A 21,266-nucleotide genomic window follows, 5' to 3' on the forward strand; every position below is an offset into this window, starting at 1 on the left:
ACTCATGACCGGCCTGGCCATCTCGGCGCAGGGGCTGCGCAAGTCCTACGGGGACAAGACCGTCCTCGACGGCGTCGACCTGTCCGTCCCGGAAGGGACCGTCTTCGCCCTGCTCGGCCCGAACGGGGCCGGCAAGACCACCGCCGTCAAGATCCTCTCCACCCTCGTCTCCGCCGGCCCGGGCAGCGGGCCGATCCGGATCGGCGGCCACGACCTGGCCGCCGACCCGCAGGCGGTGCGCGCCGCGATCGGCGTCACCGGCCAGTTCTCCGCCGTCGACGGCCTGATCACCGGCGAGGAGAACATGCTGCTGATGGCGGACCTGCACCACCTCTCCAAGGCCGAGGGCCGCCGGGTCGCCGCCGACCTGCTGGCCCGCTTCGACCTCACCGAGGCCGCCCAGAAGCCCGCCTCCACCTACTCCGGCGGCATGAAGCGCCGCCTCGACATCGCGATGACCCTGGTCGGCAACCCGCGGATCATCTTCCTGGACGAGCCGACCACCGGCCTCGACCCGCGCAGCCGGCACGGCATGTGGCAGATCATCAGGGAACTCGTCACCGGCGGCGTCACCGTCTTCCTCACCACCCAGTACCTGGAGGAGGCCGACGAACTCGCCGACCGCATCGCCGTCCTGCACAACGGCGTGATCGCCGCCGAAGGCACTGCCGAGGAGTTGAAGCGGCTCGTCCCGGGCGGCCACGTCCGGCTCCGCTTCACCGACCCGGCCGGCTACCGGTCCGCCGCCGACGCGCTCACCGAGGGCGCCCGCGACGACGACTCGCTGACCCTGCTCGTCCCCAGCGACGGCAGCCAGCGCGCGCTGCGCTCGGTCCTCGACCGGCTGGACGCCGTCGGCGTCGAGGCCGAGTCGCTGACCGTGCACACACCCGACCTCGACGACGTGTTCTTCGCCCTGACCGGCGCACCCGCCGTCCCCACCCAGCCCGCCGCCCCGTCCGCCGCCCCGTCCGAGGAGACCGTCCGATGAGCTCGTTCGCACTCGCCGTCCGCGACTCGTCCACCATGCTGCGGCGCAACCTGCTGCACGCCCGGCGGTACCCGTCGCTCACCCTGAACCTGCTGCTCACCCCGGTGATGCTGCTCCTGCTGTTCGTCTACGTCTTCGGCGACGCGATGAGCGGCGGGGCGGGCCGCTCCGCGTACGTCGCCTACCTGGTGCCGGGCATCCTGATGATGACCATCGGCTCCACCGTGATCGGCACCGCCGTCTCGATGGCCACCGACATGAACGAGGGCATCGTCGCCCGGTTCCGCACCATGGCGATCCACCGCGGCTCGGTGCTGTTCGGCCGGGTGATCGGCAGCGTGCTGCAGTCGGTGCTGAGCGTGGTCCTGGTCGGCGCGGTCGGTGTCGCCATCGGCTTCCGCTCGCACCACGCCACCGCGCTGGAGTGGCTCGCCGCGTTCGGCCTGCTGGTGCTGGTCGCCCTCGCCCTCACCTGGATCGCCGTCGGCATGGGCCTGGGCAGCCCCAACGCGGAGGCCGCCAGCAACAGCGCACTGCCGCTGATCGTGCTGCCGCTGATCTCCAGCGCCTTCGTCCCGCTGCACTCCATGCCCGGCTGGTTCCAGCCGATCGCCCAGTACCAGCCCTTCACCCCGGCCATCGAGACCCTGCGCGGCCTGCTGCTCGGCACCCACATCGGCAACAACTGGTGGATCGCCCTGCTCTGGTGCGCCGCCCTCACCGTGCTCGGCTACGTCTGGTCCCGCGCCCAGTTCGACCGCGAGCCCAAGTAGCGGCAACCGCGCCGATGGAGCCGACGTCAGGTCGGCTCCATCGGCGTTCGCTGCGGGCGGTCCCGCCGGGCCGGCTCGGCCCCGGGGTCAGACCTTGGCGTCCGGCGCGGTGTCGGCGACCTGCTGCCAGACCGGGTCCAGCGCCAGCGCCGTGAGCCGGTCGCCGTCGAGGACGGGCGTCCGGAGCCGGTCCTCCTGGCCGAGGAAGATGCTCGAAGAGGCGACGATCATGCTGCCGTCGGTGCGGAACAGCGTCACCTGCCAGGTCTGGTTGCCGGTCGCCACCTCGGGGAGGACCTTGTACAGCTGGCTGCCGTCGGGGCGGTTCTCGACCCAGCACCTGGGTGTGTCGGCGCAGTTCGCGTGCGGCTTGAAGTCCTTCGAGTGCCGCGGCACACCCGGCACCTGGCCGACCTCGATCCGGATGTCGCCCGACCGGGTGCCGTTGGTGATGCCGTGCAGCGCCCCGACCCGGAACGCCTGCGCCCGGTAGCCCGCCGTCGGGCTCGGCACCGGCTGCGGGCCCGGGTCGGTCCAGGTCTTCTCGATCCGGTAGCCGGCCGGGATCCGCGCCGCGAGCAGCTCCGCGACGTCGGGCCCGGAATCCGGATCGCCGGGCCCGGGCGACGCCCCGCCGGTGGGGCCGGCCGACCCGCCGCCGGACGCGGCGGCCGCCGGACCGATCCCGGTGCTCGTCGGCCCGGCCGGCAGCGCGGCCACCCCGGCCAGCGCGGCGGCGACGACCGCGGCGGCGCCCGTCAGGGCGGCGGCACGCCCGCGCCTGCTGCGGCGGCCCCGGCGCAGCAGGTCCGCCACCGGTGCCGGGCCGTCCGGGGCCTGACGGTCCGCCAGTACCGCCAGCGCGTGCGACAGGTCCTCGTGATCCGTGGTGCTCATGGGCTGACAGCCTCCTCGTTCTTCAACCGGTTCTTCGGAAGGGCCGCGCGCAGCCGGGCCAGCGCCCGCGCGTGCTGGCTCTTGACGGTGCCGACCGAGCAGCCGAGGACGGTCGCGGTCTCCTTCTCGGACAGGTCCTCCAAGTGCCGCAGCACCACCACGGCCCGCTGTCGGGCGGGCAGCGCGAGCAGCGCGCGGTGGAGTTCGTCCGCCTCCCCGTAGTCGGCGCCGGGCGGCCCCGGGCGGTCCGGCAGGTCCGCGGTGGGCGTCTCCCGGCGTCGCCGGCGCCACCAGCTGACGTGGCCGTTGACGAGCATCCGCCGCAGGTACGCGTTCGGGTCGTCGGTGGCCGCCCGGCGCCAGCGGACGTACAGCTTGACCAAGCAGTCCTGGAGCAGTTCCTCGCCGCGGTGCCGGTCCCCCGCGATCAGGGTGGCCGTCCGCAGGTGCCTGGGCCAGGCGGCCGCGACGAAGGCTGCGTAAGCGTCGTCCTCGGTTTCTCGACTCACACCGACCACACGCCCGGGCGGGGTGAAAGGTTGTCAGGTTCCCGGACGGGTTTCCGGGCGGGTCTCCGGGGCCGCCCCGGACGGGTCGCCGGTCAGTCGGCGCGGGTGCGCAGCCGCCGGAGCGCGAGCGCCGCGGTGACGGCGGTGAGCACGGCGAACAGGGCGCTCTCGACGGCCTGGAAGGTCCAGTAGCGGTCGGCGGGCTGCTGGGTGATGTCGACGTGGATGCCGTGGTCGGCCAGGCAGCCGGGCAGGTCGGCGAGCGAGCTGTGGTCCATGCAGTCCCGGAACCAGTCGGTGTGCCCGGCGGGAGCGCCGCTGCGGTCGAGGATCGGGCTGGTGTCGATCACCCAGGGTCCGCCGGGGACGCGCAGGCCGCCGATGTCGCCGTAGGTGCCGATCTTGCTGAGGTTGGCGACGATCGGCGCGGTGAGCTGCACGCTGGTGTGCTCCGGCGTCCGGTAGTGCGGCCGGACGAGGGCCGGGACGGCCAACTGCACGACGGTGAACACCGCCAGGGCGGCGGCCATCGCGGGAACCGTCCGGCGCAGGTACAGGCCCAGGGTCGCGCCGAGCACGACGGCGAAGGCGGCGTACGCGGCCGGTGCCGGGCCGTGCGAGGCGAAGGCCACGGGCTCGAAGCGCGCACCCCGGACGGCCGCGACCGGCCCGGTGGCCCGGCCCAGCAGCAGCGCGGCGGCCAACGTCGCGGCCGTGCAGCTCCCGCCCACCACGGCGAGTTTCACCACCAGCCAGCGGCGGCGGGTGATGCTCTGGTTCCACACCAGCCGGTGGGTGCCGGCCTCGAACTCGCGGGCGACCAGCGGCGCTCCGCAGAACACGCCCAGCACGGCCGGCAGCGCCAGCAGCAGGTAGCCGAGCAGGTCCGCGCGCAGCTGGTAGCGGTCGGCGAACGCTGCCAGCGCGCCGGTGCAGTCGGGGCGGCCGGCGCAGTGCGCGAGGGTGTCCCGGTACGCCTGGTGGATGTCGGCGCCGAGCAGCAGCAGGTAGCCGGCCAGTACGAGCAGGGCCGCCAGGCCGATCAGGGCCTGGGTGCGGAACTGGCGCCAGGTCAGCCAGATCATCGGCGGGCCTCCGGTCGAGCGGCCGACTGCCGCCCGCCGCCGGGGCGTTCGGCACGGGCGAGATGGGCGAGGACGAGTTCTTCCAGGTCGGGTGCGGTCACGGTCCACGGCCCGTCGGCGGGCAGCGGCCGCCCGGTGCGGACCAGCGCGGTGGCCGGGCCGTCGGCCGGCCCGCCGCGGGCGAGCACGGTGACGTCCGGCGGCAGCGCGTCGAGGTCGGCGGGGCGGCCGGTCAGCCGGGCGTGCGCGGCGAGCAACGGGTCGATGTCGCCGTGCAGTTGGACCCGGCCCCGGGCCAGCACCACCAGGTGGTCGCAGACCCGGGCGACGTCGGGCAGGGCGTGCGAGGAGAGCACGGCCGTCGCGCCCAGCTCGGTGACGGACTCCATCAGGTGGTCGAGGAACGCGTGCCGGGCGAGCGGATCCAGCGCGGCGGCCGGCTCGTCGAGGATCAGCAGGTCGGGCCGCTTGGCCGCCGCCACCATCAACGCCAGCTGGGCACGCTGGCCACCGGAGAGCCGGCCGGCCTTCTGCCGGGGATCGAGCTCGGCCCGGGCCAGGCGGCGCTCGGCGAGGGCGGCGTCCCAGCGCGGGTTGAGCCGGGCTCCAAGACGCAGGTGCTCGGCGACGGTCAGGTCCGGAAAGACCGGGGTGTCCTGGGCGACGTAGCCGACCCGGGCGAGATGGTCCGGCGTGGTCCCCGGCTGGGCACCGTGCACCCGGATCCGGCCCTCGGTCGGCGCGATCAGCCCGCAGGCCAGCTGCATCAGCGTCGACTTCCCGGCCCCGTTGGGCCCCACCAGGCCGACCACCCGGTCCGCCGGCACGCTCAACTCGACGCCGACGAGGGCCGATCGGCGGCCGTACCGCTTGCCGAGACCCACGGCCTCCAGCACCGGCGTCACCACTGCCCGTCCTCCGCGTCCCGCTCGGCCCGCCGGGCCCGCCACCCGCGCACCAGCCGGTACCCGCCCCACCCGAGCGCGACCAGCACCCCCAACTGCACCGCCCACCAGGCGTACAGCAGTGGACTCCGCTCGGTCTTCTCGGCCACCGCCAGCAGCACGGCGCCCTTCAGATTCACGTTCATGCCCACCACGCTGCCGCCCGCCCCCGGCCTCCCGCAGCGGCCGAAGGTACGGTCCGACCGCCCTCCCCTCGTACTTCCGGCCGGTTCCCGGCGGCACCCCGCCGCCGCCACACCCACGGTGGCCCCACCGTCGCCGCACGGCAGACGCCACCAGCAGCAGGCCTCCCGGCCGATCCGCCGCGGAGCGTCGCCCCGAGCCCCCGCCGCCACCGCAAAGCCCGGCCCTGCCGGACCACTTCACCCCGCACCACGCGCCACCGACCCTCGGTGCCCGCGACCGGGGCGGCACGGCATCACGGCGGGCCCGCGCCGACGACGCACCCGACCCGGCGAACTCCACCAGCCCCGTGGCCGATCCGCCGCGGAGCGTCGCCGCACGCCCGCGCCGCCACCGACACCGAGGAGCCCTCGCCCGGGTCGGCCGCTTCATGCCACCCCGACCACGGCCGGACCGGCGCGGGGTCGTACTTTCGGCCGGTTCGCCGTGGTGGCGGATTCGCCTAGCGTGGCCGGGTGAGACGGACGTCGGTGGTGGGGAACGCGGTGCTGGGTGCGGGGTTCGCGCTGGTGCTGCTGGTGATGGCGGCGCAGTACGCCGCGCAGGGCCGGGTGTGGGCGCTGGACGCGGCGACCGGCGCGGTGGTGTGCGCGCTGGCGGTGGGCCGGGGACGCAGCCGTGGTGGGGCGGCGGCTCTCGGACTGGCCGTGGCGGGCGTCGCCGCGCTGGTGGCCAGGGAGGCCGGGCTGCCCGGAGAGCCGGGCGCGGCGGCCGTGTTGGGGCTGCTGGTGCTGGGCGGATCGGCGGTGCGGGTGCTGCCGTGGCGTCCGGCGGCCGCGATCGCCGCAGCCGGGCTGGCGCTGATGACGACCGGTCTGCTGGCCGGGCAGGCCCCCGCCACGCCGTTCCGGGTCGGCATCGAGGTGTGGACCCTCGCACTCGCCGCCGGCCTCGGCCTGCGCCTGCTCGACCACCGCCGCCGGTCCGCCGCCGAGGCCGCCCGCCGGGACGAACGCCTGGCGCTGGCACGCGAGTTGCACGACCTGGTGGCCCATCACATCACCGGCGTGGTGGTGCAGGCGCAGGCCGCCAGGATCGTCGCCCGCAAACGCCCCGAGCAGCTGGACGGGACTCTCGCCGGGATCGAGGCGGCGGGCGCGGACGCGCTGTCCGCGATGCGCCGCGTGGTCGGTCTGCTGCGCGCCGCCGACGACACCCCCGGCACCGCACCCGCCGCCCCCGGGGCCGCCGAACTCACCGACCTGGTACGGCGGTTCGACGGGCACGGCCCCACCGTCCGGCTGCGCCTGCCGGACCGGGACACCGCACCCTGGCCGCCCGAGGTCGCCACCACCGTGCACCGGATCGTCCAGGAGTCGCTGACCAACATCGCCCGGCACGCCGCGCACGCCCGCACCGCCGAGGTCTCCGTCGTCCACCCGCCCGGCACGCTCACCGTCACCGTCGCCGACGACGCCCCGCCGCCCGGGCACACCCGGCACCTGCGTCCCGTCGGCTTCGGCCTGCTCGGCATGCGCGAACGCGTCGAAGCCCTCGGCGGCACCTTCACCGCCGGGCCCGGCCCGTCCGGCGGCTGGACCGTCCGTGCCGAACTTCCCGTCCCCGAAAGCGCCGACCGATGACCATCCGTGTCCTGCTCGCCGACGACCAGGCGATGATCCGTGGCGGACTGCGGCTGATCCTGGAGGACCAGGACGACATCACCGTGGTCGGCGAGGCCGCCGACGGGCCCGGGGCCGTCGAACTCGCCCGGCGGTTGCGGCCGGACGTCTGCCTGGTCGACATCCGGATGCCCGGCCTGGACGGCATCGACGTGACCCGGACCCTGGCCGGCCCCGGCGTGCCGGACCCGTTGCGGGTGGTCGTCGTGACCACGTTCGACCTCGACGAGTACGTCCACGGCGCGCTGCGCGCCGGCGCGGTCGGGTTCGTCCTCAAGGGTGCCGCGCCCGCGCTGCTGATCGAGGCGGTCCGGGCCGCGCACGCGGGCGACGCGCTGATCTCGCCGTCCCTGACGCTCCGTCTGCTGCGCAACCTCGCCCCGGCCGCGCCCGCCCGCACCCCCTCCGAACGGCCGCTCTCCGCCCGCGAGTCCGAGGTCGTCCGGGCCATCGCCCGGGGGCGCACCAACCAGGAGATCGCCGCCGACCTCTTCATCACCCTCAGCACCGTGAAGAGCCACCTGACCGCCGTCCAACAGAAGCTCGGCGCCCGCAACCGCGTCGAAATCGCCGCCTGGGCCTGGGAGCACCACCTGATGACCCGCCCACCGACCTGACCTCGACCGGTACCCGAACCAGGCCCCGCCCCGGTACGGTCACCCTCCCGTCGCCCCGCGGAAAGGTGCCGCCGCCATGACTGTCGTGCTGACCAAAGCCTCGCCCACCGTCTCGCTGGACAAGCACGGTGTCACCGCCGGCCTGATCCGGGTCAACCTCAACTGGGCGTCGCCGCAGGCCGATGCCGGACGCAAGGCCGCCGAGGCGACGGGCCTGCTGCGGCGGCTGCGGGCGTCTCTGGCGGCCGGCGCCGCCCATGGAGCGCCCCGGGGCGTGGACCTCGACCTTGGCTGCATGATCAAGTTCGCCGACGGCAGCAAGTCCGTGGTCCAGGCCCTCGGCAACTCCTTCGGCGCGACGGATCGCCGCCCGTACGTCGCACTGGACGCGGACGACCGGACGGGAGCCCGCACCGACGGCGAGAACCTGGTGATCAACCTCGATCACCAGGAGGAGTTCTCCAAACTCCTGCTCTTCGTCTACATCTACGACGGCTCCACCGACTTCCGCGGGCTGAACGCCGTGGTGTCGCTGACCAGCGACCGCGGCGAGCGGTTCGAGGTCCGCCTCGACGAGTGCCCGCCGCAGGCCCGCTCCTGCGCGATCGCTCTGATCAAGCGTCAGAAGCGCGAACTGGTGGTGACCCGTGAGGTCCGCTGGTTCACCCCGAAGGACGGCCCCCGCATCCAGGAAACGATCTCCCGGGCCTACCGGTTCGGCATGAAGTGGACCGCCGGACACAAGTAGCGAGGCCCGCAGGGGGCCCGATTCGCTCCTAGGGGTTGATCACCGGGGGCGGTCAGGGTCCGTCCCTGATGTCCCCGTGGCGGGTCGGCGCGAGGCTTCTTCATGTCAACAGGTGTGGCCGGAGAAGGCGTTGAGGAGCACGGGGATGCGCGCGAGGATCAGGGGACACAGGCTCGGAGGGACGGCGGCGATCGGTGCGCTGGTGGTGGCGCTCGCCGCGGGGACGGCCTCCGCCGCGCCGGCCGCCGGGGCGGCGGCACCGAACGCGGCGGCGCTGAGCGCCTCGATCGCGGGGCTGCCGAACGCCCAACTGACCAGTGCGGTCGTGCTGGTGGGCGGCGACGGCGGGCGCTGGTCGGGCACCTCCGGCACCGGCGATCCGGCCACCGGGCGGCCGGTGGCAGCGGACGGGCGGTTCCGGATCGGCAGCATCTCCAAGATCTTCACCGCCACCGTGCTGCTCCAGCTGGCCGCAGAGCACCGGGTCGACCTGGACGGCACCGTCCAGCAATACCTGCCCGACACCCTGCCGAAGGGCTACCCGGACGTCACGGTGCGGCAGTTGCTCAACCACACCAGCGGCCTGCCGACCGCCCAGGGCCTCGGCGACGACGACGGCAGCGCGGAGTGGTTCGTCGCCCACGCCGCCGACAGCTGGACCCCGGAGCAGGTGGTCCGGACGGCGATGGCCAACCCGAAGCAGTTCGAGCCGGGGACCGCCCAGCAGTACAACGGCGTCAACTACTTCGTCGCGGGCCTGCTGATCGAGAAGGTCACCGGGCACAGCTACGCGCAGGAGGTCACCGCCCGGCTGCTGCGCCCTCTCGGCCTGCACCACACCTCGGTGCCGGCCGCCGACGACACCGCGCTGCCGAACCCGACCGCCCACGCCGTCCTCGCCGTCACCCGCCCCGACGGCGGCACCGCGCTCACCGACGTCACCCGGCAGAGCCCGTGGGCGTGGGCCGAGGGCGGCCTGGTCTCCACCGCGCCCGACCTGGAGCGCTTCCTGTCGGCGCTGCTGCACGGCCGGTTGCTGCCGCCCGCCCAGCAGGCGGAGCTGTTCGCGGTGCCCGACCTCCCGAACGACCACAACAAGAACTGCGACCTCGGCCCGACCACCGGCCGGGCCTGTTTCAGCGCGGGGCTGATGCGCTTCACCCCCGTCCCCGGTGTCGAACTGTGGGGCAAGACCGGCAGTCTCCCCGGCTTCACCAACGGCGTCTTCGCCACCCGCGACGGCTCCCGCGACGTGGTGTACTCCTTCACCGCGACCTCCCGGCAGGGCGCCTCCTTCGGCGCGCAGTACCGGGTCGCCGCCGCCGCGTTCGACCTGCCGACGGGCTGAGCCGGGCATGCCGAGGGGCCCGCACCGTCCGAGCGGTGCGGGCCCCTCGACGTGTCGTCAGCTCGCGGCGAGCAGCTCCAGGGTGTCGATGACCCGGTTGGAGAAGCCCCACTCGTTGTCGTACCAGGCGACCACCTTGACGTGGCGGCCGTCGACCCGGGTCAGCTCCGAGTCGAAGATCGAGGACGCCGGGTTGCCGGTGATGTCCGAGGAGACCAGCGGGTCCTCGGAGTACTCCAGCACGCCCGCGAGCTTGCCTGCGGCGGCCTCGCGGTAGGCGGCCAGCACCTCGTCGCGGGTGACGTCCCGGGAGACCGTGGTGTTCAGTTCGACGATCGAGCCGACCGGGACGGGCACCCGGATCGAGTCGCCGGACAGCTTGCCGTCCAGCTGCGGCAGCACCAGGCCGATCGCCTTCGCGGCGCCCGTGGTGGTCGGCACGATGTTGACGGCGGCGGCGCGGGCCCGGCGCGGGTCGCGGTGCGGGCCGTCCTGGAGGTTCTGCTCCTGGGTGTAGGCGTGCACCGTGGTCATGAACCCGTGCTCGATTCCGGCCAGTTCGTCCAGCACGGCGGCCAGCGGGGCCAGCGCGTTGGTGGTGCAGGACGCGTTGGAGACGATGGTGTGCGCGGCCGGGTCGTACGCGTCGGTGTTGACGCCGTAGGCGAGGGTGACGTCGGCGCCGTCGGACGGCGCGGACACCAGGACCTTCTTCGCGCCGGCCGTGAGGTGGGCGCGGGCCGCCTCCGCCGAGGTGAACCGGCCGGTGGCCTCCAGCACGATGTCGACGCCGAGTTCGGCCCACGGCAGGTCGGCGGGGTTGCGCTCGGCGAGGACCTTGATCCGGCGGCCGTCGACCACCAGCGTGTCGCCCTCGACGGTCACCGGGCGGCCCAGCCGGCCCGAGGTGGTGTCGTACGCCAGCAGCCGGCCCAGGGCGGTCGGCTCGGTCAGGTCGTTGACGGCGACGACCTCCAGCTTGCTGTCGCGCTCCAGCAGGGCGCGCAGCACGTTGCGTCCGATGCGGCCGAATCCGTTGACGGCGATGCGGGTCATGGGTGGTGCCCTTCTGTGCGGGGTGGACTCCTCCACTTTCGCTCGCCCGCCCGGCCGGTGGCAGTGGCGACCGTGCCATGGTTCGCAAGGATCGTGCCAGCCGTCGGCCGCGACCGGAAAGCGCTTTCAACACAGGTGTGGAAACTGCTTTCCTTGCCTCCGCGGAGCGCCTTCACTCGCCCTTGGCGAAGGTCCGCCGGTAGTCACTGGGCGTCGTGCCGAGGATCTGCTGGAAGTGCGTGCGCAGGTTGGCGCCGGTACCGAGCCCGGTCTCGGCGGCGATCCGCTCGACGCTCCGCTCGGAGCGTTCCAGCAGCTCACGGGCCAGGTCGACGCGGGCCCGGAGCACCCACTGCATCGGCGTGTACCCGGTGTCCTCGACGAACCGCCGGGAGAAGGTGCGCGGCGAGACCGCCGCGTGCCGGGCCAGCGCCCGGACGGTCAGCGGCTGGTCCAGCCGGTGCAGCGCCCACTCCCGGGTCGCGGCGAACCGCTCGCCGATCGGCTCCGGCACGCTGCGCGGCACGTACTGCGCCTGGCCGCCGCTGCGGTACGGCGCGGCCACCAGCCGTCGCGCGGTGTGGTTGGAGGCGGCCACCCCGAGGTCGCGGCGCAGCACGTGCAGGCAGAGGTCGATGCCGGACGCCGCGCCCGCCGAGGTGAGCACGCTGCCCTCGTCGACGAACAGCACGTTCTCGTCCACCCGCACCCGCGGGTACTTGGCGGCCAGCGCCCGGGTGTAGTGCCAGTGCGTGGTGGCCCGGCGGCCGTCCAGCAGTCCGGTGGCGGCCAGGGCGAACGCCCCGGTGGAGATCGCCGCCAGCCGGGCGCCGCGCGCGTGGGCCGCGCACAGCGCCTCGACCACGGCGGCCGGCGGGTCCTCCCGGTCGGGGTGCCGGTAGCCGGGCACGAACACCGACTCCGCCCACTCCAGCGCCTCCAGCCCGTGCGCCACGTGGTACGACAGCCCGTCGCCGCCCGCGACCAGCCCGGGTGCGGCCCCGCACACCCGGACCTCGTACGGCATGCTCGCGCGGGTGGAGAACACCTGCGCCGGGATCCCGACGTCGAGCGGCTTGGCACCGTCCAGGACCAGCACGGCCACCCGGCGCAGACGAGGAACAGACATCCCCTCAGCCTAGGTGTGCCGCCCCCGATCACTCCCGACGGCGCAGGCCGGCCGCCTCCGACCGGCCCGTGCGTCCCCGCGCCGCCCCGTCGGGCGGCGCCGCAGGACGAGGCGCCGCAGGACGTGGCGCCGGGCGCTCGACCTGATGCCCGCTCAGTCGGCGATGCCGAGGATGCGCCCCACCGTCTCCGGTTCCCTCAGGCTGCGCAGCATGCAGTGCGCGACGTCGGCGCGGGAGACGCTGCCGCCGCCGCGCAGGTTCTGCCCGTAGGCGGTCCGGTAGTCGCGGGTGAGCGGCTTGTCGGTGAGGCGGGGCGGTCGGACCACCGTCCAGTCCAGGCCGCTGGCGAGCACCACGTCCTCCATCCGGGCCAGGTCGGCGTAGTGCGCGCGCAGCACCCGCTTCACCACCGGGGTCAGCACGTACCGCATGACCGGCCCCTCGCCGGGGTCGTGGCGCGGCGGGTGCGGCCGGGCCGGGGACGGCACGGTGCCGATCGGTGCGGCGCTGACCACGACCAGCCGCCGCGTCCCGGCCTGCCGCATCGCCTCGACGACGGCCCGGGTGCCGTGTTCGGCCACCCCGATCCCGGCCCTGCCGACCGCGCCGAGCCCGGACAGCACCGCGTCCGCTCCCTCCACGGCCTCCCGCAGCTCCGCGGGCCCGGCGCTCGCCAGGTCCGCCCGCACCACCCGCGCCCAGTGCTGCTCGCCCAGCTTGGCGGGGTTGCGGACCACCGCCGTGACGTCGTGCCCGGCCGCCAGCGCCTGCTCCAGCAGGTGCCGGCCGATGCCGCCGGTGGCGGCCAGTACGGTCAGTCTCATCGCTCTCCCCTGTTCTCGATTCCCTGTGCAGCCGCCCGGTTGAGGCCACGCCGCGGGTCACGCCGCGGATCACGCCACGGCTCCGGCGCGGACGCGGCCGTCCGGGTCGGTGACGCAGCAGACGGCCGTGGCCTGTCGCCGCCCGGCGTCGGGTCGAGGACCAGCACGGCGAACGGTGCACCACCGACGACCAGGACGACCGACGGGTCGCCGCCGGCGGTGGTCCACCGCACCCGCAGGTCACGGCTGCGTCCCGGGAGTGACACCGCGCGCCGGATGTGGCACGGATGCCGGAGATTCTCCCCCGAACGCCGAGGACCCGCACGACTGACCGACCGTCAGTTATGCGGGTCCTCGGCATGATTGGGGCGTCAGCCCATGCTCTTCGCCCCGTCCAGGGACTCCCGGATGATGTCGGCGTGGCCGGCGTGCTGGTTGGTCTCGGCGATGATGTGGATCAGGGTGCGGCGGGCGGACCAGCTCTCGTCGGCCTTGAACCAGGGGGCCTTCGGCAGCGGGTGGCCGGCGTTCAGGTCGGTGAGGCCGGCGACCAGCTCGTCGGTGGCGGCGGCCACGGCCTGGTACGCGGCGAGCACGCCCGCCAGGGTCTCGCCGGGGAGGAGGCGGAACTCGTCGGCGCGCTGCTGGTAGTCGGCCTCGGTGAAGGTGTCGAAGTCCGGCATCGCGGCGGGGCCGAGCTCGATGAACGCCGCCCAGGTCCGCTCCACCGAGGTGACGTGCTTGATCAGGCCGCCGATGCACAGCTCGCTGACGGTGGTGCGGCGCCCGGCCTGCTCGTCGTCCAGGCCGCGGGCGGTCAGCCGCAGGAAGTGCCGGGCCGCGCGCAGGGTCGCCAGCAGGTCGGCCTGCTCGCCGGTCAGCCGGTCGTCGGCGATGGCGTTGGGGTACTGGCCGACGGGGGTCTCGGTGGTCTCGGTCATCGTCTCGCCTCTCGCTGGGGCGTCAACGGCGTTCTCTCCCAAGGGAGTTCTGCACCGTTTCGCGGTTGTCTTCCTCGCTCGTGTTCCACTCTAGGGAGCATTGCGGCCAGTTTCCGGCCGCAATGGGAGGAGGATCGGATTCATGGCCGACACCAGTGCCCGCACCCTGCGGCTGCTCACCCTGCTCCAGTCCCACCGCTTCTGGCCCGGCGAGGAACTCTCCGGCCGGCTGGGCGTCTCCGCGCGCACGCTGCGGCGCGACGTCGACCGGCTGCGCGAGCTCGGCTACCCGGTCGAGGCCCGGCGCGGCGTGGACGGCGGCTACCAGCTCGCCGCGGGTGCGGCGCTGCCGCCGCTGGTGATCGACGACGAGGAGGCGGTCGCCCTGGCCGTGGGCCTGCAGGCGGCGGCCGACGGCGCGGTGGAGGGCATCGCCGAGGCCTCGGTGCGGGCGCTGGCCAAGGTGGTGCAGGTGATGCCGGCCCGGCTGCGCCGCCGGGTGGACGCGCTGCGCGCCGTCACCGTGCCGGCGACCTGGCGGGTCGACTCCGGGCCCCGGGTCGACCCGGACGTCCTCACCGCCGTCGCGCTGGCCTGCCGCGACACCGAGCGGCTGCGTTTCCAGTACGGCACCGCGGACGGCCGCGCCGGCGAGCGCCACACCGAGCCGCACCACCTGGTCCGGCTCGGCCGCCGCTGGTACCTGGTGGCGTACGACCTCACCCGGCAGGACTGGCGCACCTTCCGTCTGGACCGCCTGTCCTCCCCGGTGCCGACCGGTGCCCGCTTCCTGCCGCGCGGCCTTCCGGCCGACGACGCCGCCGAGTTCGTCCGCGCCGGCCTGTCCGGCCCGTCCCGGCAGTACCGGGTCGAGGTGCTGGTGGACGCGCCCGTCGCGGCGGTCCGGCAGCGGATCGGCCCCTGGGCGGAGATCGAGGAGGTCGACGCGGACCGCACCCGGGTCCTGATGAACTCCGACTCGCTGGACTGGCCCGCGATGGCGTTCGGCTCGCTGGACGTCGACTTCCGGATCGTGTCGCCGCCCGAACTCGGCGCGCTGATGACGGCCTGGGGCGAGCGCTTCCTCCGCTGCGCCGGGCCGAACCGGCGGGCAGAATCGCCTTCGTGACGACTCAGCAGCTGCTCACCCCCGCCGAGGCCGCCGAACGGTCGGGCTTCACCCTGGACACCCTGCGCTACTACGAGCGCATCGGCCTGCTCACCGCCATCACCCGCGCCACCAGCGGCCACCGCCGCTTCAGCCCCGACGACCTGGCCTGGCTGGGCATCCTGCGCTGCCTGCGCGACACCGGCATGCCCATCGCCGACATGCGCCGCTACGCGGAACTCGCCCGCACCGAGGGCCCGGACAGCCTGCTCGACCGGATCGCCCTGCTGGAGAAGCACGACAGCGCCGTCAACGAGCGGATCGCCCTGCTGGAACGCCAGCGCACCCACCTGCGCGACAAGATCGACTACTACCGCAGCGTGCTGGCCGCCGACTGAGGCCGTGGCAGGCAGGCCCGCGAGCCGCCCGCGGGCCTGCCGACCGGCGGCACGGCCCGACGCCCCGTCAGGCGCCCGGTCCGCCACGGGCCGCCGACACCGCCCGACGCCCCGTCAGGGGCCGGATCTGCTACAGCCCGCCGACACCGGCCGGGGCCGTGTCAGGCCCGCAGTCCGTCCACGACCAGCCGGAACAGGTGCTCGCGCCGCTCGGCCAGCGACGGTGCCTGGTCGGCGATCCAGCTGACGGCGTTCGCCAGCGCGAACAGGTCGGTGCCGGTGACGTCCGGCCGGATCCGCCCGGCCCGCTGCGCGGCGGACAGCAACCCGCCCCCGGCCTCCCGCATCGCCGTGCAGCGGGCGTGCAACGGCGAGGCCGGGTCGCGCAGCGTGGCCATCAGCGTCTCGGGCAGGCCCTGGTAGGCGCCGGCCCCGTGGCAGAACTCCCGCAGCCACTCGGTCAGCGCCTCTCCCGGATCGCCGGCCGCGGCCAGCTCGTCGGCGCGCTCCGCCAGTCGGTCGAAGCGTCGGCCGAGCAGGGCCTCCAGCAGGGCCTCCCGGTTCGGGAAGTGCCGGTAGAGGGTGCCGAGTCCGACGCCGGCCCGCCGGGCGACGTCGCGCAGCGAGGCCTGCGCGCCCTGTTCGGCGACCACCTCGGCGGCGGTCTCCAGCAGTCGGTCCCGGTTGCGCAGGGCGTCCGCGCGCGGTGCCCGCGCGGTCGGCTCAACGGCCATGGCGATTCCCGTCGTTGACATTCGGAGCAGTGCTCCGTTCAACTTTCCGGAGCGGTGCTCCGCATTCTACGGGAGTGCCGTCCGGCCTGCGGAGGGGAGATTCGGTGGACGACAGGACGATGTGGGCGGTGCGCATGCACGCCTTCGGCGAGCCGGAGGTGCTGGTCCGGGAACGGGTGCCGCGGCCGGTGCCCGGGCCCGGCGAGGTCCTGGTCCGGGTGCATGCGGCGGGCATCAACCCGCCCGACTGGTACACCCGGCGCAACTTCCCGTCGATCCCGGCCGAGTTGCGGCCCCGGTGGGCCCTTCCGCTGATCCCGGGCAGCGACATCTCCGGCACGGTCGCCGCCCTCGGACCGGCCCCGGACGGCCTGCCCGAGGGTTCGACGGCGGGTGCGACAGCGGGCTCGGCAGAGCCGCGGTGGCAGGTCGGCGACCGCGTGCACGGCCTGGTCAACTTCCCCGGGCGGGGCGCGGGTTACGCCGAGTACGCGGTCGCCCCCGCCGGCCACCTGGCCCGGCTGCCCGCCGAGCTCGACCACCTCACCGGCGCCGCCCTCCCGATGGCCGGCCTGACCGCCCATCAATACCTCGCCCACCTGCGCCCGGCCCCCGGCATCACCGCGCTGGTCAACGGCGCGGCCGGCGGCGTCGGCCACCTCGCGGTGCAGCTCCTCAGGGCCGGCGGCGCCGACCGGGTGATCGCGGTCGCCTCCGGGCGGCACGAGGAGTTCCTGCGCGGCCTCGGCGTCGACCGCTTCGTCGACTACACCGCCACCCGGGTCGAGGACGCCGTCCGCGACGTCGACCTGCTCTTCGACACCGTCGGCGGCCCGGACGCCCACCGGCTGCTCCCGGCGCTGCGCCGCGGCGGCCGGGTCGCCCCGGTCTTCTTCGGCGACTACCGCCCCGCCCTGGCCGCCGAACTCGGCCTGGCCGTCGAGGAGCGCACCTGGCAGGTCCGTTCCGACGGCGCCGGCCTCGCCGCGCTCGACGCCCTGGTGGCCGCCGGCGCCGTCCGCGTCGCCGTCGCCGGCGTGTTCCCGCTCGCCGAGGCCGCCGCCGCCCACCGTCGTGCCGAACAGGGCCACCTGCAGGGCAAGTTGGTCCTCCACGTCGCCGACTGAGGCGGCGGCCGGCACTGGACGGCGTGCCCGCCCGGCCGTCGGTCCACCGGTTCAGCCCATGGTGCGCTGGCCGTCCAGGGTCTCGCGGAGGATGTCGGCGTGGCCGGCGTGCTGCGAGGTCTCGGCGATGACGTGCAGCAGCACCCGGCGCACCGTCCAGGTCGCGCCGGGTTCGAACCAGGGCGAGGACGGCAGCGGGTGGGCGGTGTCCAGGTCGAGCGTGGCGACCAGGTTGTCGGTGTGCTCGGCGACGGCCCGGTAGCGCTCCAGCAGGACGTCCAGGGTCTCGCCGGGCAGCATCCGGAACTGGTTCGCCCAGGCCTCCGCGTCGTCCGGCGCGCCCTCGGCGCGCATCGCCTCCGCGCCGCCGACGGCGAACCGCATCCAGCGCTCCTCGACGCCGGCGACGTGCTTGATCAGCCCGCCGAGGGTGAGCGCGCTGACGGTGAGGTGCTGCTGCGCCTGATCGTCCGTCAGACCGCGCACGGTGTAGCGCAGGAAGCCGCGGTGCTTGTCCAACGCGGCCAGCAGGTCGGCGCGTTCGCCGGTCAGCTCGGGGAGCGGGGTGACCATCGGCTCAGGCCACCTCCACCGTGGCCGGCGGTTCGCCCTCCGCCGCGGCCGGGTCGATCAGCGAGAACGCCGCGCCCTGCGGGTCCACGAAGGACGCGAACCGCCCGAACGGGGTGGTGATCGGCCCGAACACCAGCTGTCCGCCGGCCTTGGCGACCCGCTCCGCCGCGGCGTCGCAGCCGTCCACCACGAAGTACACGCTGATGAACGACTGCACCTCCGCGGGCACCTGGGGCGTCATTCCCATCGAGCCGAGCACCGGCGTGTCCGCGAGGTGGAAGACGCTGTAGTCGACGTTGTCGTCCACCAGCTTCCGCACCTTGTACGAGAACACCTTCGGGAAGAAGGCGTTGGCGGCGGCGGTGTCCCGGGTGAACACCTCCGCCCAGCCGTAGCTGCCGGGCGCGTCGCGCAGTTCGAAGCCGGTGTGGTCGCCGCCCTGCCAGATGCCGAACACCACGCCGGCCGGGTCCTTGGCGATCGCCATCGAGCCGAACGTGCCGACCTGCATCGGCTCCAGCAGCAGCGCGCCGCCGGCCTCCCGGATCCGCTCCGCGGTGGCGTTGACGTCCAGCGAGGCCAGGTAGAGCACCCAGGCGGACTGGCCCGGACCCTGCCCCGGCATCGGCGGGACGATCGCGGCCACCGCCTTGCCGTCCCGGTACGCCTGCGTGTAGTTGCCGTACTCGGTCGAGGATTCGCCGAACGTCCAGCCCAGCACCTCGCCGTAGAAGGACTTGGCGCCCTCCAGGTCGGTGAACATCGCGTCCGCCCAGACCGGGGTGCCTTCGGGTTGCGCAGCCATGGTGCATCTCCGTCCGCTGTCGGGGATCCGGGGCCGGGCCCCGGACAGAACCGCGTGCGCCTGCCACGCTAGCCACCGACCGTGACAGTTGCCCGACGACGCGCGCGGCGACCCCACCGGGCCCGCCCGGCCAGCCGGTCGGACGGGCCGTCAGGAGCCGCCGGACAGCAGGCCGAACGCCTGTTGCACGGCAGTGACAGTGCACGCACGGATCGAGGTCATGCGGCTGCGAATCTTCTGTTGTCGCCCGAACGACAGCGCAGAGCGCGAGCCGGGCGGAAACCGTCGACCACCGTTCCAGGGGGGAACCATCCATGTCCGCGCGCGCCCGCCTCCGCCGCTCCGCCGCCGTCGCCCTCGTCTCCGCGATCACCGCCGGCTCGGCCCTGCTGCTCACCGCCTGCGACCCGTCGGCCCAGGCGACCGCCCCGAAGCCCGGCAGCGCGGCGCCGGCCGGCACCACCGGCTCCCCGTCCGCCCCCGGCTCCGCCACGCCCTCGGCGTCCGCGAGCAGCTCCGGCACGCCGTCCGCCCCGGCGTCCGCCCCGGCCACGCCGAGCAGCCCCGCCTCCGCCCCGGCCGACCGGCCGACCGCCACCCCGACCGAGGCCGCGCTGAACCTCACCAAGGGCACCGGGCTGACCATCAGCAACGGCACCCGGTACGTGGTGATGGACGGCAGGACCGTCGACTTCGGCACCGTGGTCCGCGACCTCGCCTGGTCCCCCGACGGCAAGCACGCCGCGTTCATCGACGGCGCCGGCAACCTGCAGACCTCGAACCCGGACGGCAGCCACAAGGTGCTGATCGCCAAGGCCCCCACCGGCGTCACCTGGTCCCACCCGACCTGGCAGGTCACCACCCCCGACCAGTTCGACAAGGGCCGCACCAACCTGATCTTCACCGCCGACGACCACGGCACGCTGCGCCTGCTCCGCCTCCCGGCCCAGGCCGGCGCCACCCCGGACGTGATCAGCCTGAACCCGTACAGCGACGAGAACCCCAAGCTGCCGCCGACGACCGGCAACCGGTGGCCGAGCTCGACCGGCGCGCACGGTCGGATCGTGTACGCGAACAAGGACGACGGCCAGGTCTACCTGCGGGACGACTACCTGCGGCAGAACGGCGGCCCCGTCACCAAGGGCTCGCAGCCGGCCGCCGACGACGAGGGCGACCTGGTCTTCGTCCGCTCGGTCGACGGGCACAGCCACATCTTCGCCTCCCACCTCAACCAGGCGAACCCGGACGTGCAGGACCTGACGCCCGGCGCCGTCGTGGACTTCACCGAGCCGGTGATCTCGCACGACGGCAGGACCGTCGCGTTCCGCGGCCCGGACGGCATCTACACCGCTCCGACCCGGGGCGGGAAGCCGCAGAAGGTCTCCGACACGGTCGGCCTGCCCGCCTTCCGCTCCTGACGCCCCTGCGTGCCGGCACCCCGCGGCCCGTCCGGCACCCGCCGGGCGGGCCCGCTGCTGTCGGGCCGTCAGTTCGCCCACCGAGCAAGCCGGTGAGGCCTGTTGCACGGCGGTGACAGGGCACGCACCGGGCACGGACGTGCGCCTGCCAGGCTGGAGCCGTCGCCCGGGGCGCCACCCGCCCCGTCCACCGTTCCAGGGGGGAACCATCCATGTCCGCGCGCGCCCGCCTCCGCCGCTCCGCCGCCGTCGCCCTCGTCTCCGCGATCACCGCCGGCTCGGCCCTGCTGCTCACCGCCTGCGACCCGGACGGCACCGACAGCGCCACCGGTACCACCGGCTCCCCCGCCGCCACCGCGTCGGCCTCCTCCGGCAGCACCGCCGAGCCGTCCGAGGCCGCTCCGTCCGCCAGCAGGAACGGCGGCACCCTCAACCGGACCGCCGGCACCGGACTGACCGTCAGCACCGGTACCAGCACGGTCCTGATGGACGGCAAGTCCGTCGACTTCGGCACCGTCGTCCGCGACCTCGCCTGGTCCCCCGACGGCAAGCACGCCGCGTTCATCGACGGCAGCGGCAACCTGCAGACCTCCGACCCCGACGGCAGCCACAAGACGGTCATCGCCAAGGCGCCCGCCGGCGTCACTTGGTCCCACCCGACCTGGCAGGTCACCACCCCCGACCAGTACGACAAGGGCCGCACCAACATCGTCTTCGCCGCCGACGACAAGGGTGTGCTGCGGCTGCTGTCCGTCCCCGCGAAGGCCGGCGCCACCCCGGCCGTGCTCGCCCTGAACCCGTACAGCGACGACAACCCCAAGGTGCCGCCGGCGACCGGCAACCAGTGGCCCGGCTCGACCGGCGCGCACGGCTCGATCGTCTACGCGAACAAGGACGACGGCCAGGTGTACCACCGGGACGACTACCTGCGGCAGCAGGGCGGCGTCACGACCAAGGGCTCGCAGCCGGCCGCCGACGACGAGGGCGACCTGGTCTTCGTCCGCTCCGTCGGCGGGCACGACCACATCTTCGAGCGCACCAACGACGACAGCCACCAGGAGCGCGACCTCACCCCGGACGCGGCGGTCGACTACACCGAGCCGGTCATCTCGCACGACGGCAGGACCGTCGCGTTCCGCGGCCCGGACGGCATCTACACCGTCCCCACCCGGGGCGGGAAGCCGGAGCGGATCACCGACACGGTCGGCCTGCCCGCCTTCCGCTCCTGACATCCGCATCGTCCCGGTTCGCGCATTCGGCACGCGGGAACTGGAACTGACGCTCCGACAGCGCGTACGGCCCCCGCCGTCCGGGCTGCCGGCGTGACTGACAAGATGTTTACGAGGCATCTGCCCGGCGGCGCCGCCCCGGTCCCGACCGGGTCGGCGCCGCACAGTGATCCGTTCATGGGGGA

At 74.4% G+C, this 21,266-nt stretch carries 23 protein-coding genes; 11 read left to right on the top strand and 12 right to left on the bottom strand.

Annotated elements, in window-relative coordinates; genetic code table 11:
- The first annotated feature begins 4 nt into the window (after positions 1–4).
- The gene (locus ACFV1L_RS13850; RefSeq protein ID WP_380365595.1) at positions 5–991 is read left to right on the top strand and encodes an ATP-binding cassette domain-containing protein; all 987 of its coding nucleotides are present in this window, start codon (positions 5–7) and stop codon (positions 989–991) included.
- Positions 988–1,764 carry an ABC transporter permease gene (locus ACFV1L_RS13855; protein ID WP_380365597.1) on the top strand — a complete coding sequence of 259 codons (777 nt, stop codon included), beginning with the start codon at positions 988–990 and terminating at the stop codon, positions 1,762–1,764. Before ACFV1L_RS13850 ends, ACFV1L_RS13855 begins: the two co-directional genes overlap by 4 nt.
- An 87-nt stretch (positions 1,765–1,851) precedes the next feature.
- Here ACFV1L_RS13855 and ACFV1L_RS13860 read toward each other — a convergent pair whose 3' ends face one another.
- From ACFV1L_RS13860 to ACFV1L_RS13880, 5 genes are all read right to left on the bottom strand, one after another.
- Positions 1,852–2,661: a hypothetical protein gene (locus tag ACFV1L_RS13860; RefSeq protein ID WP_380365599.1), complete on the bottom strand. Its 810-nt coding sequence runs from the start codon at positions 2,659–2,661 to the stop codon at positions 1,852–1,854.
- Positions 2,658–3,170, bottom strand: a complete 513-nt coding sequence (locus tag ACFV1L_RS13865) for a SigE family RNA polymerase sigma factor (protein ID WP_380365600.1) — start codon at positions 3,168–3,170, stop codon at positions 2,658–2,660. The genes ACFV1L_RS13860 and ACFV1L_RS13865 overlap by 4 nt, the downstream gene beginning before the upstream one ends.
- A gap of 92 nt (positions 3,171–3,262) precedes the next feature.
- Entirely contained in the window at positions 3,263–4,255 is a 993-nt protein-coding gene (locus tag ACFV1L_RS13870) for a hypothetical protein (protein ID WP_380365601.1), read from the bottom strand.
- Positions 4,252–5,160: an ABC transporter ATP-binding protein gene (locus ACFV1L_RS13875; protein ID WP_380365603.1), complete on the bottom strand. Its 909-nt coding sequence runs from the start codon at positions 5,158–5,160 to the stop codon at positions 4,252–4,254. The genes ACFV1L_RS13870 and ACFV1L_RS13875 overlap by 4 nt, the downstream gene beginning before the upstream one ends.
- Positions 5,157–5,345, bottom strand: coding sequence for a hypothetical protein (locus tag ACFV1L_RS13880; RefSeq protein WP_380365605.1), 189 nt, complete (start codon positions 5,343–5,345; stop codon positions 5,157–5,159). The genes ACFV1L_RS13875 and ACFV1L_RS13880 overlap by 4 nt, the downstream gene beginning before the upstream one ends.
- A gap of 513 nt (positions 5,346–5,858) precedes the next feature.
- Here ACFV1L_RS13880 and ACFV1L_RS13885 point away from each other — a divergent pair.
- From ACFV1L_RS13885 to ACFV1L_RS13900, 4 genes are all read left to right on the top strand, one after another.
- The gene (locus ACFV1L_RS13885; protein WP_380365606.1) at positions 5,859–6,986 is read left to right on the top strand and encodes a sensor histidine kinase; all 1,128 of its coding nucleotides are present in this window, start codon (positions 5,859–5,861) and stop codon (positions 6,984–6,986) included.
- A complete protein-coding gene (locus ACFV1L_RS13890; protein ID WP_380365608.1) occupies positions 6,983–7,642 on the top strand; it encodes a response regulator in 660 nt (219 codons plus the stop codon). Before ACFV1L_RS13885 ends, ACFV1L_RS13890 begins: the two co-directional genes overlap by 4 nt.
- Positions 7,643–7,718: 76 nt before the next feature.
- The gene (locus ACFV1L_RS13895) at positions 7,719–8,390 is read left to right on the top strand and encodes a hypothetical protein (RefSeq protein ID WP_380365610.1); all 672 of its coding nucleotides are present in this window, start codon (positions 7,719–7,721) and stop codon (positions 8,388–8,390) included.
- Positions 8,391–8,535: 145 nt separating this feature from the next.
- Entirely contained in the window at positions 8,536–9,738 is a 1,203-nt protein-coding gene (locus ACFV1L_RS13900) for a serine hydrolase domain-containing protein (RefSeq protein ID WP_380365612.1), read from the top strand.
- Positions 9,739–9,795: 57 nt separating this feature from the next.
- Here ACFV1L_RS13900 and gap read toward each other — a convergent pair whose 3' ends face one another.
- The 4 genes from gap to ACFV1L_RS13920 form a co-directional block, all read right to left on the bottom strand.
- Positions 9,796–10,794 (bottom strand): type I glyceraldehyde-3-phosphate dehydrogenase, encoded by a 999-nt coding sequence (gene gap, locus ACFV1L_RS13905; protein ID WP_380365613.1) that lies wholly within the window; start codon positions 10,792–10,794, stop codon positions 9,796–9,798.
- Positions 10,795–10,966: 172 nt separating this feature from the next.
- Positions 10,967–11,923 carry a GlxA family transcriptional regulator gene (locus ACFV1L_RS13910; RefSeq protein ID WP_380365615.1) on the bottom strand — a complete coding sequence of 319 codons (957 nt, stop codon included), beginning with the start codon at positions 11,921–11,923 and terminating at the stop codon, positions 10,967–10,969.
- A gap of 153 nt (positions 11,924–12,076) precedes the next feature.
- The gene (locus ACFV1L_RS13915) at positions 12,077–12,748 is read right to left on the bottom strand and encodes an NAD(P)-dependent oxidoreductase (protein WP_380365616.1); all 672 of its coding nucleotides are present in this window, start codon (positions 12,746–12,748) and stop codon (positions 12,077–12,079) included.
- A 371-nt stretch (positions 12,749–13,119) separates the two neighbouring features.
- Positions 13,120–13,689 carry a DinB family protein gene (locus ACFV1L_RS13920; RefSeq protein ID WP_380365618.1) on the bottom strand — a complete coding sequence of 190 codons (570 nt, stop codon included), beginning with the start codon at positions 13,687–13,689 and terminating at the stop codon, positions 13,120–13,122.
- A 142-nt stretch (positions 13,690–13,831) separates the two neighbouring features.
- Here ACFV1L_RS13920 and ACFV1L_RS13925 point away from each other — a divergent pair, with 142 nt between their 5' ends.
- Both ACFV1L_RS13925 and ACFV1L_RS13930 read left to right on the top strand, forming a co-directional pair.
- Positions 13,832–14,818 carry a helix-turn-helix transcriptional regulator gene (locus ACFV1L_RS13925; RefSeq protein ID WP_380365620.1) on the top strand — a complete coding sequence of 329 codons (987 nt, stop codon included), beginning with the start codon at positions 13,832–13,834 and terminating at the stop codon, positions 14,816–14,818.
- Positions 14,815–15,195 carry a MerR family transcriptional regulator gene (locus tag ACFV1L_RS13930; protein ID WP_380365621.1) on the top strand — a complete coding sequence of 127 codons (381 nt, stop codon included), beginning with the start codon at positions 14,815–14,817 and terminating at the stop codon, positions 15,193–15,195. Before ACFV1L_RS13925 ends, ACFV1L_RS13930 begins: the two co-directional genes overlap by 4 nt.
- A gap of 161 nt (positions 15,196–15,356) precedes the next feature.
- On the opposite strand, the gene ACFV1L_RS13935 is transcribed toward ACFV1L_RS13930, so the two are convergent.
- Positions 15,357–15,929 (bottom strand): TetR/AcrR family transcriptional regulator, encoded by a 573-nt coding sequence (locus ACFV1L_RS13935; protein ID WP_380365622.1) that lies wholly within the window; start codon positions 15,927–15,929, stop codon positions 15,357–15,359.
- A gap of 104 nt (positions 15,930–16,033) precedes the next feature.
- Between ACFV1L_RS13935 and ACFV1L_RS13940 the strand changes: the two genes are divergently transcribed.
- On the top strand, positions 16,034–17,056 hold the full coding sequence (locus tag ACFV1L_RS13940; RefSeq protein ID WP_380365624.1) for an NADP-dependent oxidoreductase: 1,023 nt from the start codon (positions 16,034–16,036) through the stop codon (positions 17,054–17,056).
- Positions 17,057–17,107: 51 nt separating this feature from the next.
- Here the strand turns inward: ACFV1L_RS13940 and ACFV1L_RS13945 are convergent, their stop codons facing one another.
- Both ACFV1L_RS13945 and ACFV1L_RS13950 read right to left on the bottom strand, forming a co-directional pair.
- On the bottom strand, positions 17,108–17,629 hold the full coding sequence (locus tag ACFV1L_RS13945; protein WP_380365626.1) for a DinB family protein: 522 nt from the start codon (positions 17,627–17,629) through the stop codon (positions 17,108–17,110).
- A 4-nt stretch (positions 17,630–17,633) separates the two neighbouring features.
- Positions 17,634–18,434 (bottom strand): VOC family protein, encoded by an 801-nt coding sequence (locus tag ACFV1L_RS13950; protein ID WP_380365627.1) that lies wholly within the window; start codon positions 18,432–18,434, stop codon positions 17,634–17,636.
- Between the two features lie 314 nt (positions 18,435–18,748).
- Between ACFV1L_RS13950 and ACFV1L_RS13955 the strand changes: the two genes are divergently transcribed.
- Both ACFV1L_RS13955 and ACFV1L_RS13960 read left to right on the top strand, forming a co-directional pair.
- Positions 18,749–19,852, top strand: a complete 1,104-nt coding sequence (locus ACFV1L_RS13955; protein WP_380365629.1) for a hypothetical protein — start codon at positions 18,749–18,751, stop codon at positions 19,850–19,852.
- 212 nt (positions 19,853–20,064) lie between these two features.
- On the top strand, positions 20,065–21,081 hold the full coding sequence (locus ACFV1L_RS13960; protein WP_380365630.1) for a hypothetical protein: 1,017 nt from the start codon (positions 20,065–20,067) through the stop codon (positions 21,079–21,081).
- Positions 21,082–21,266: the final 185 nt, after the last annotated feature.

The organism is Kitasatospora sp. NPDC059646 (genome assembly GCF_042734615.1).
Classification (GTDB): Bacteria; Actinomycetota; Actinomycetes; order Streptomycetales; family Streptomycetaceae; genus Kitasatospora.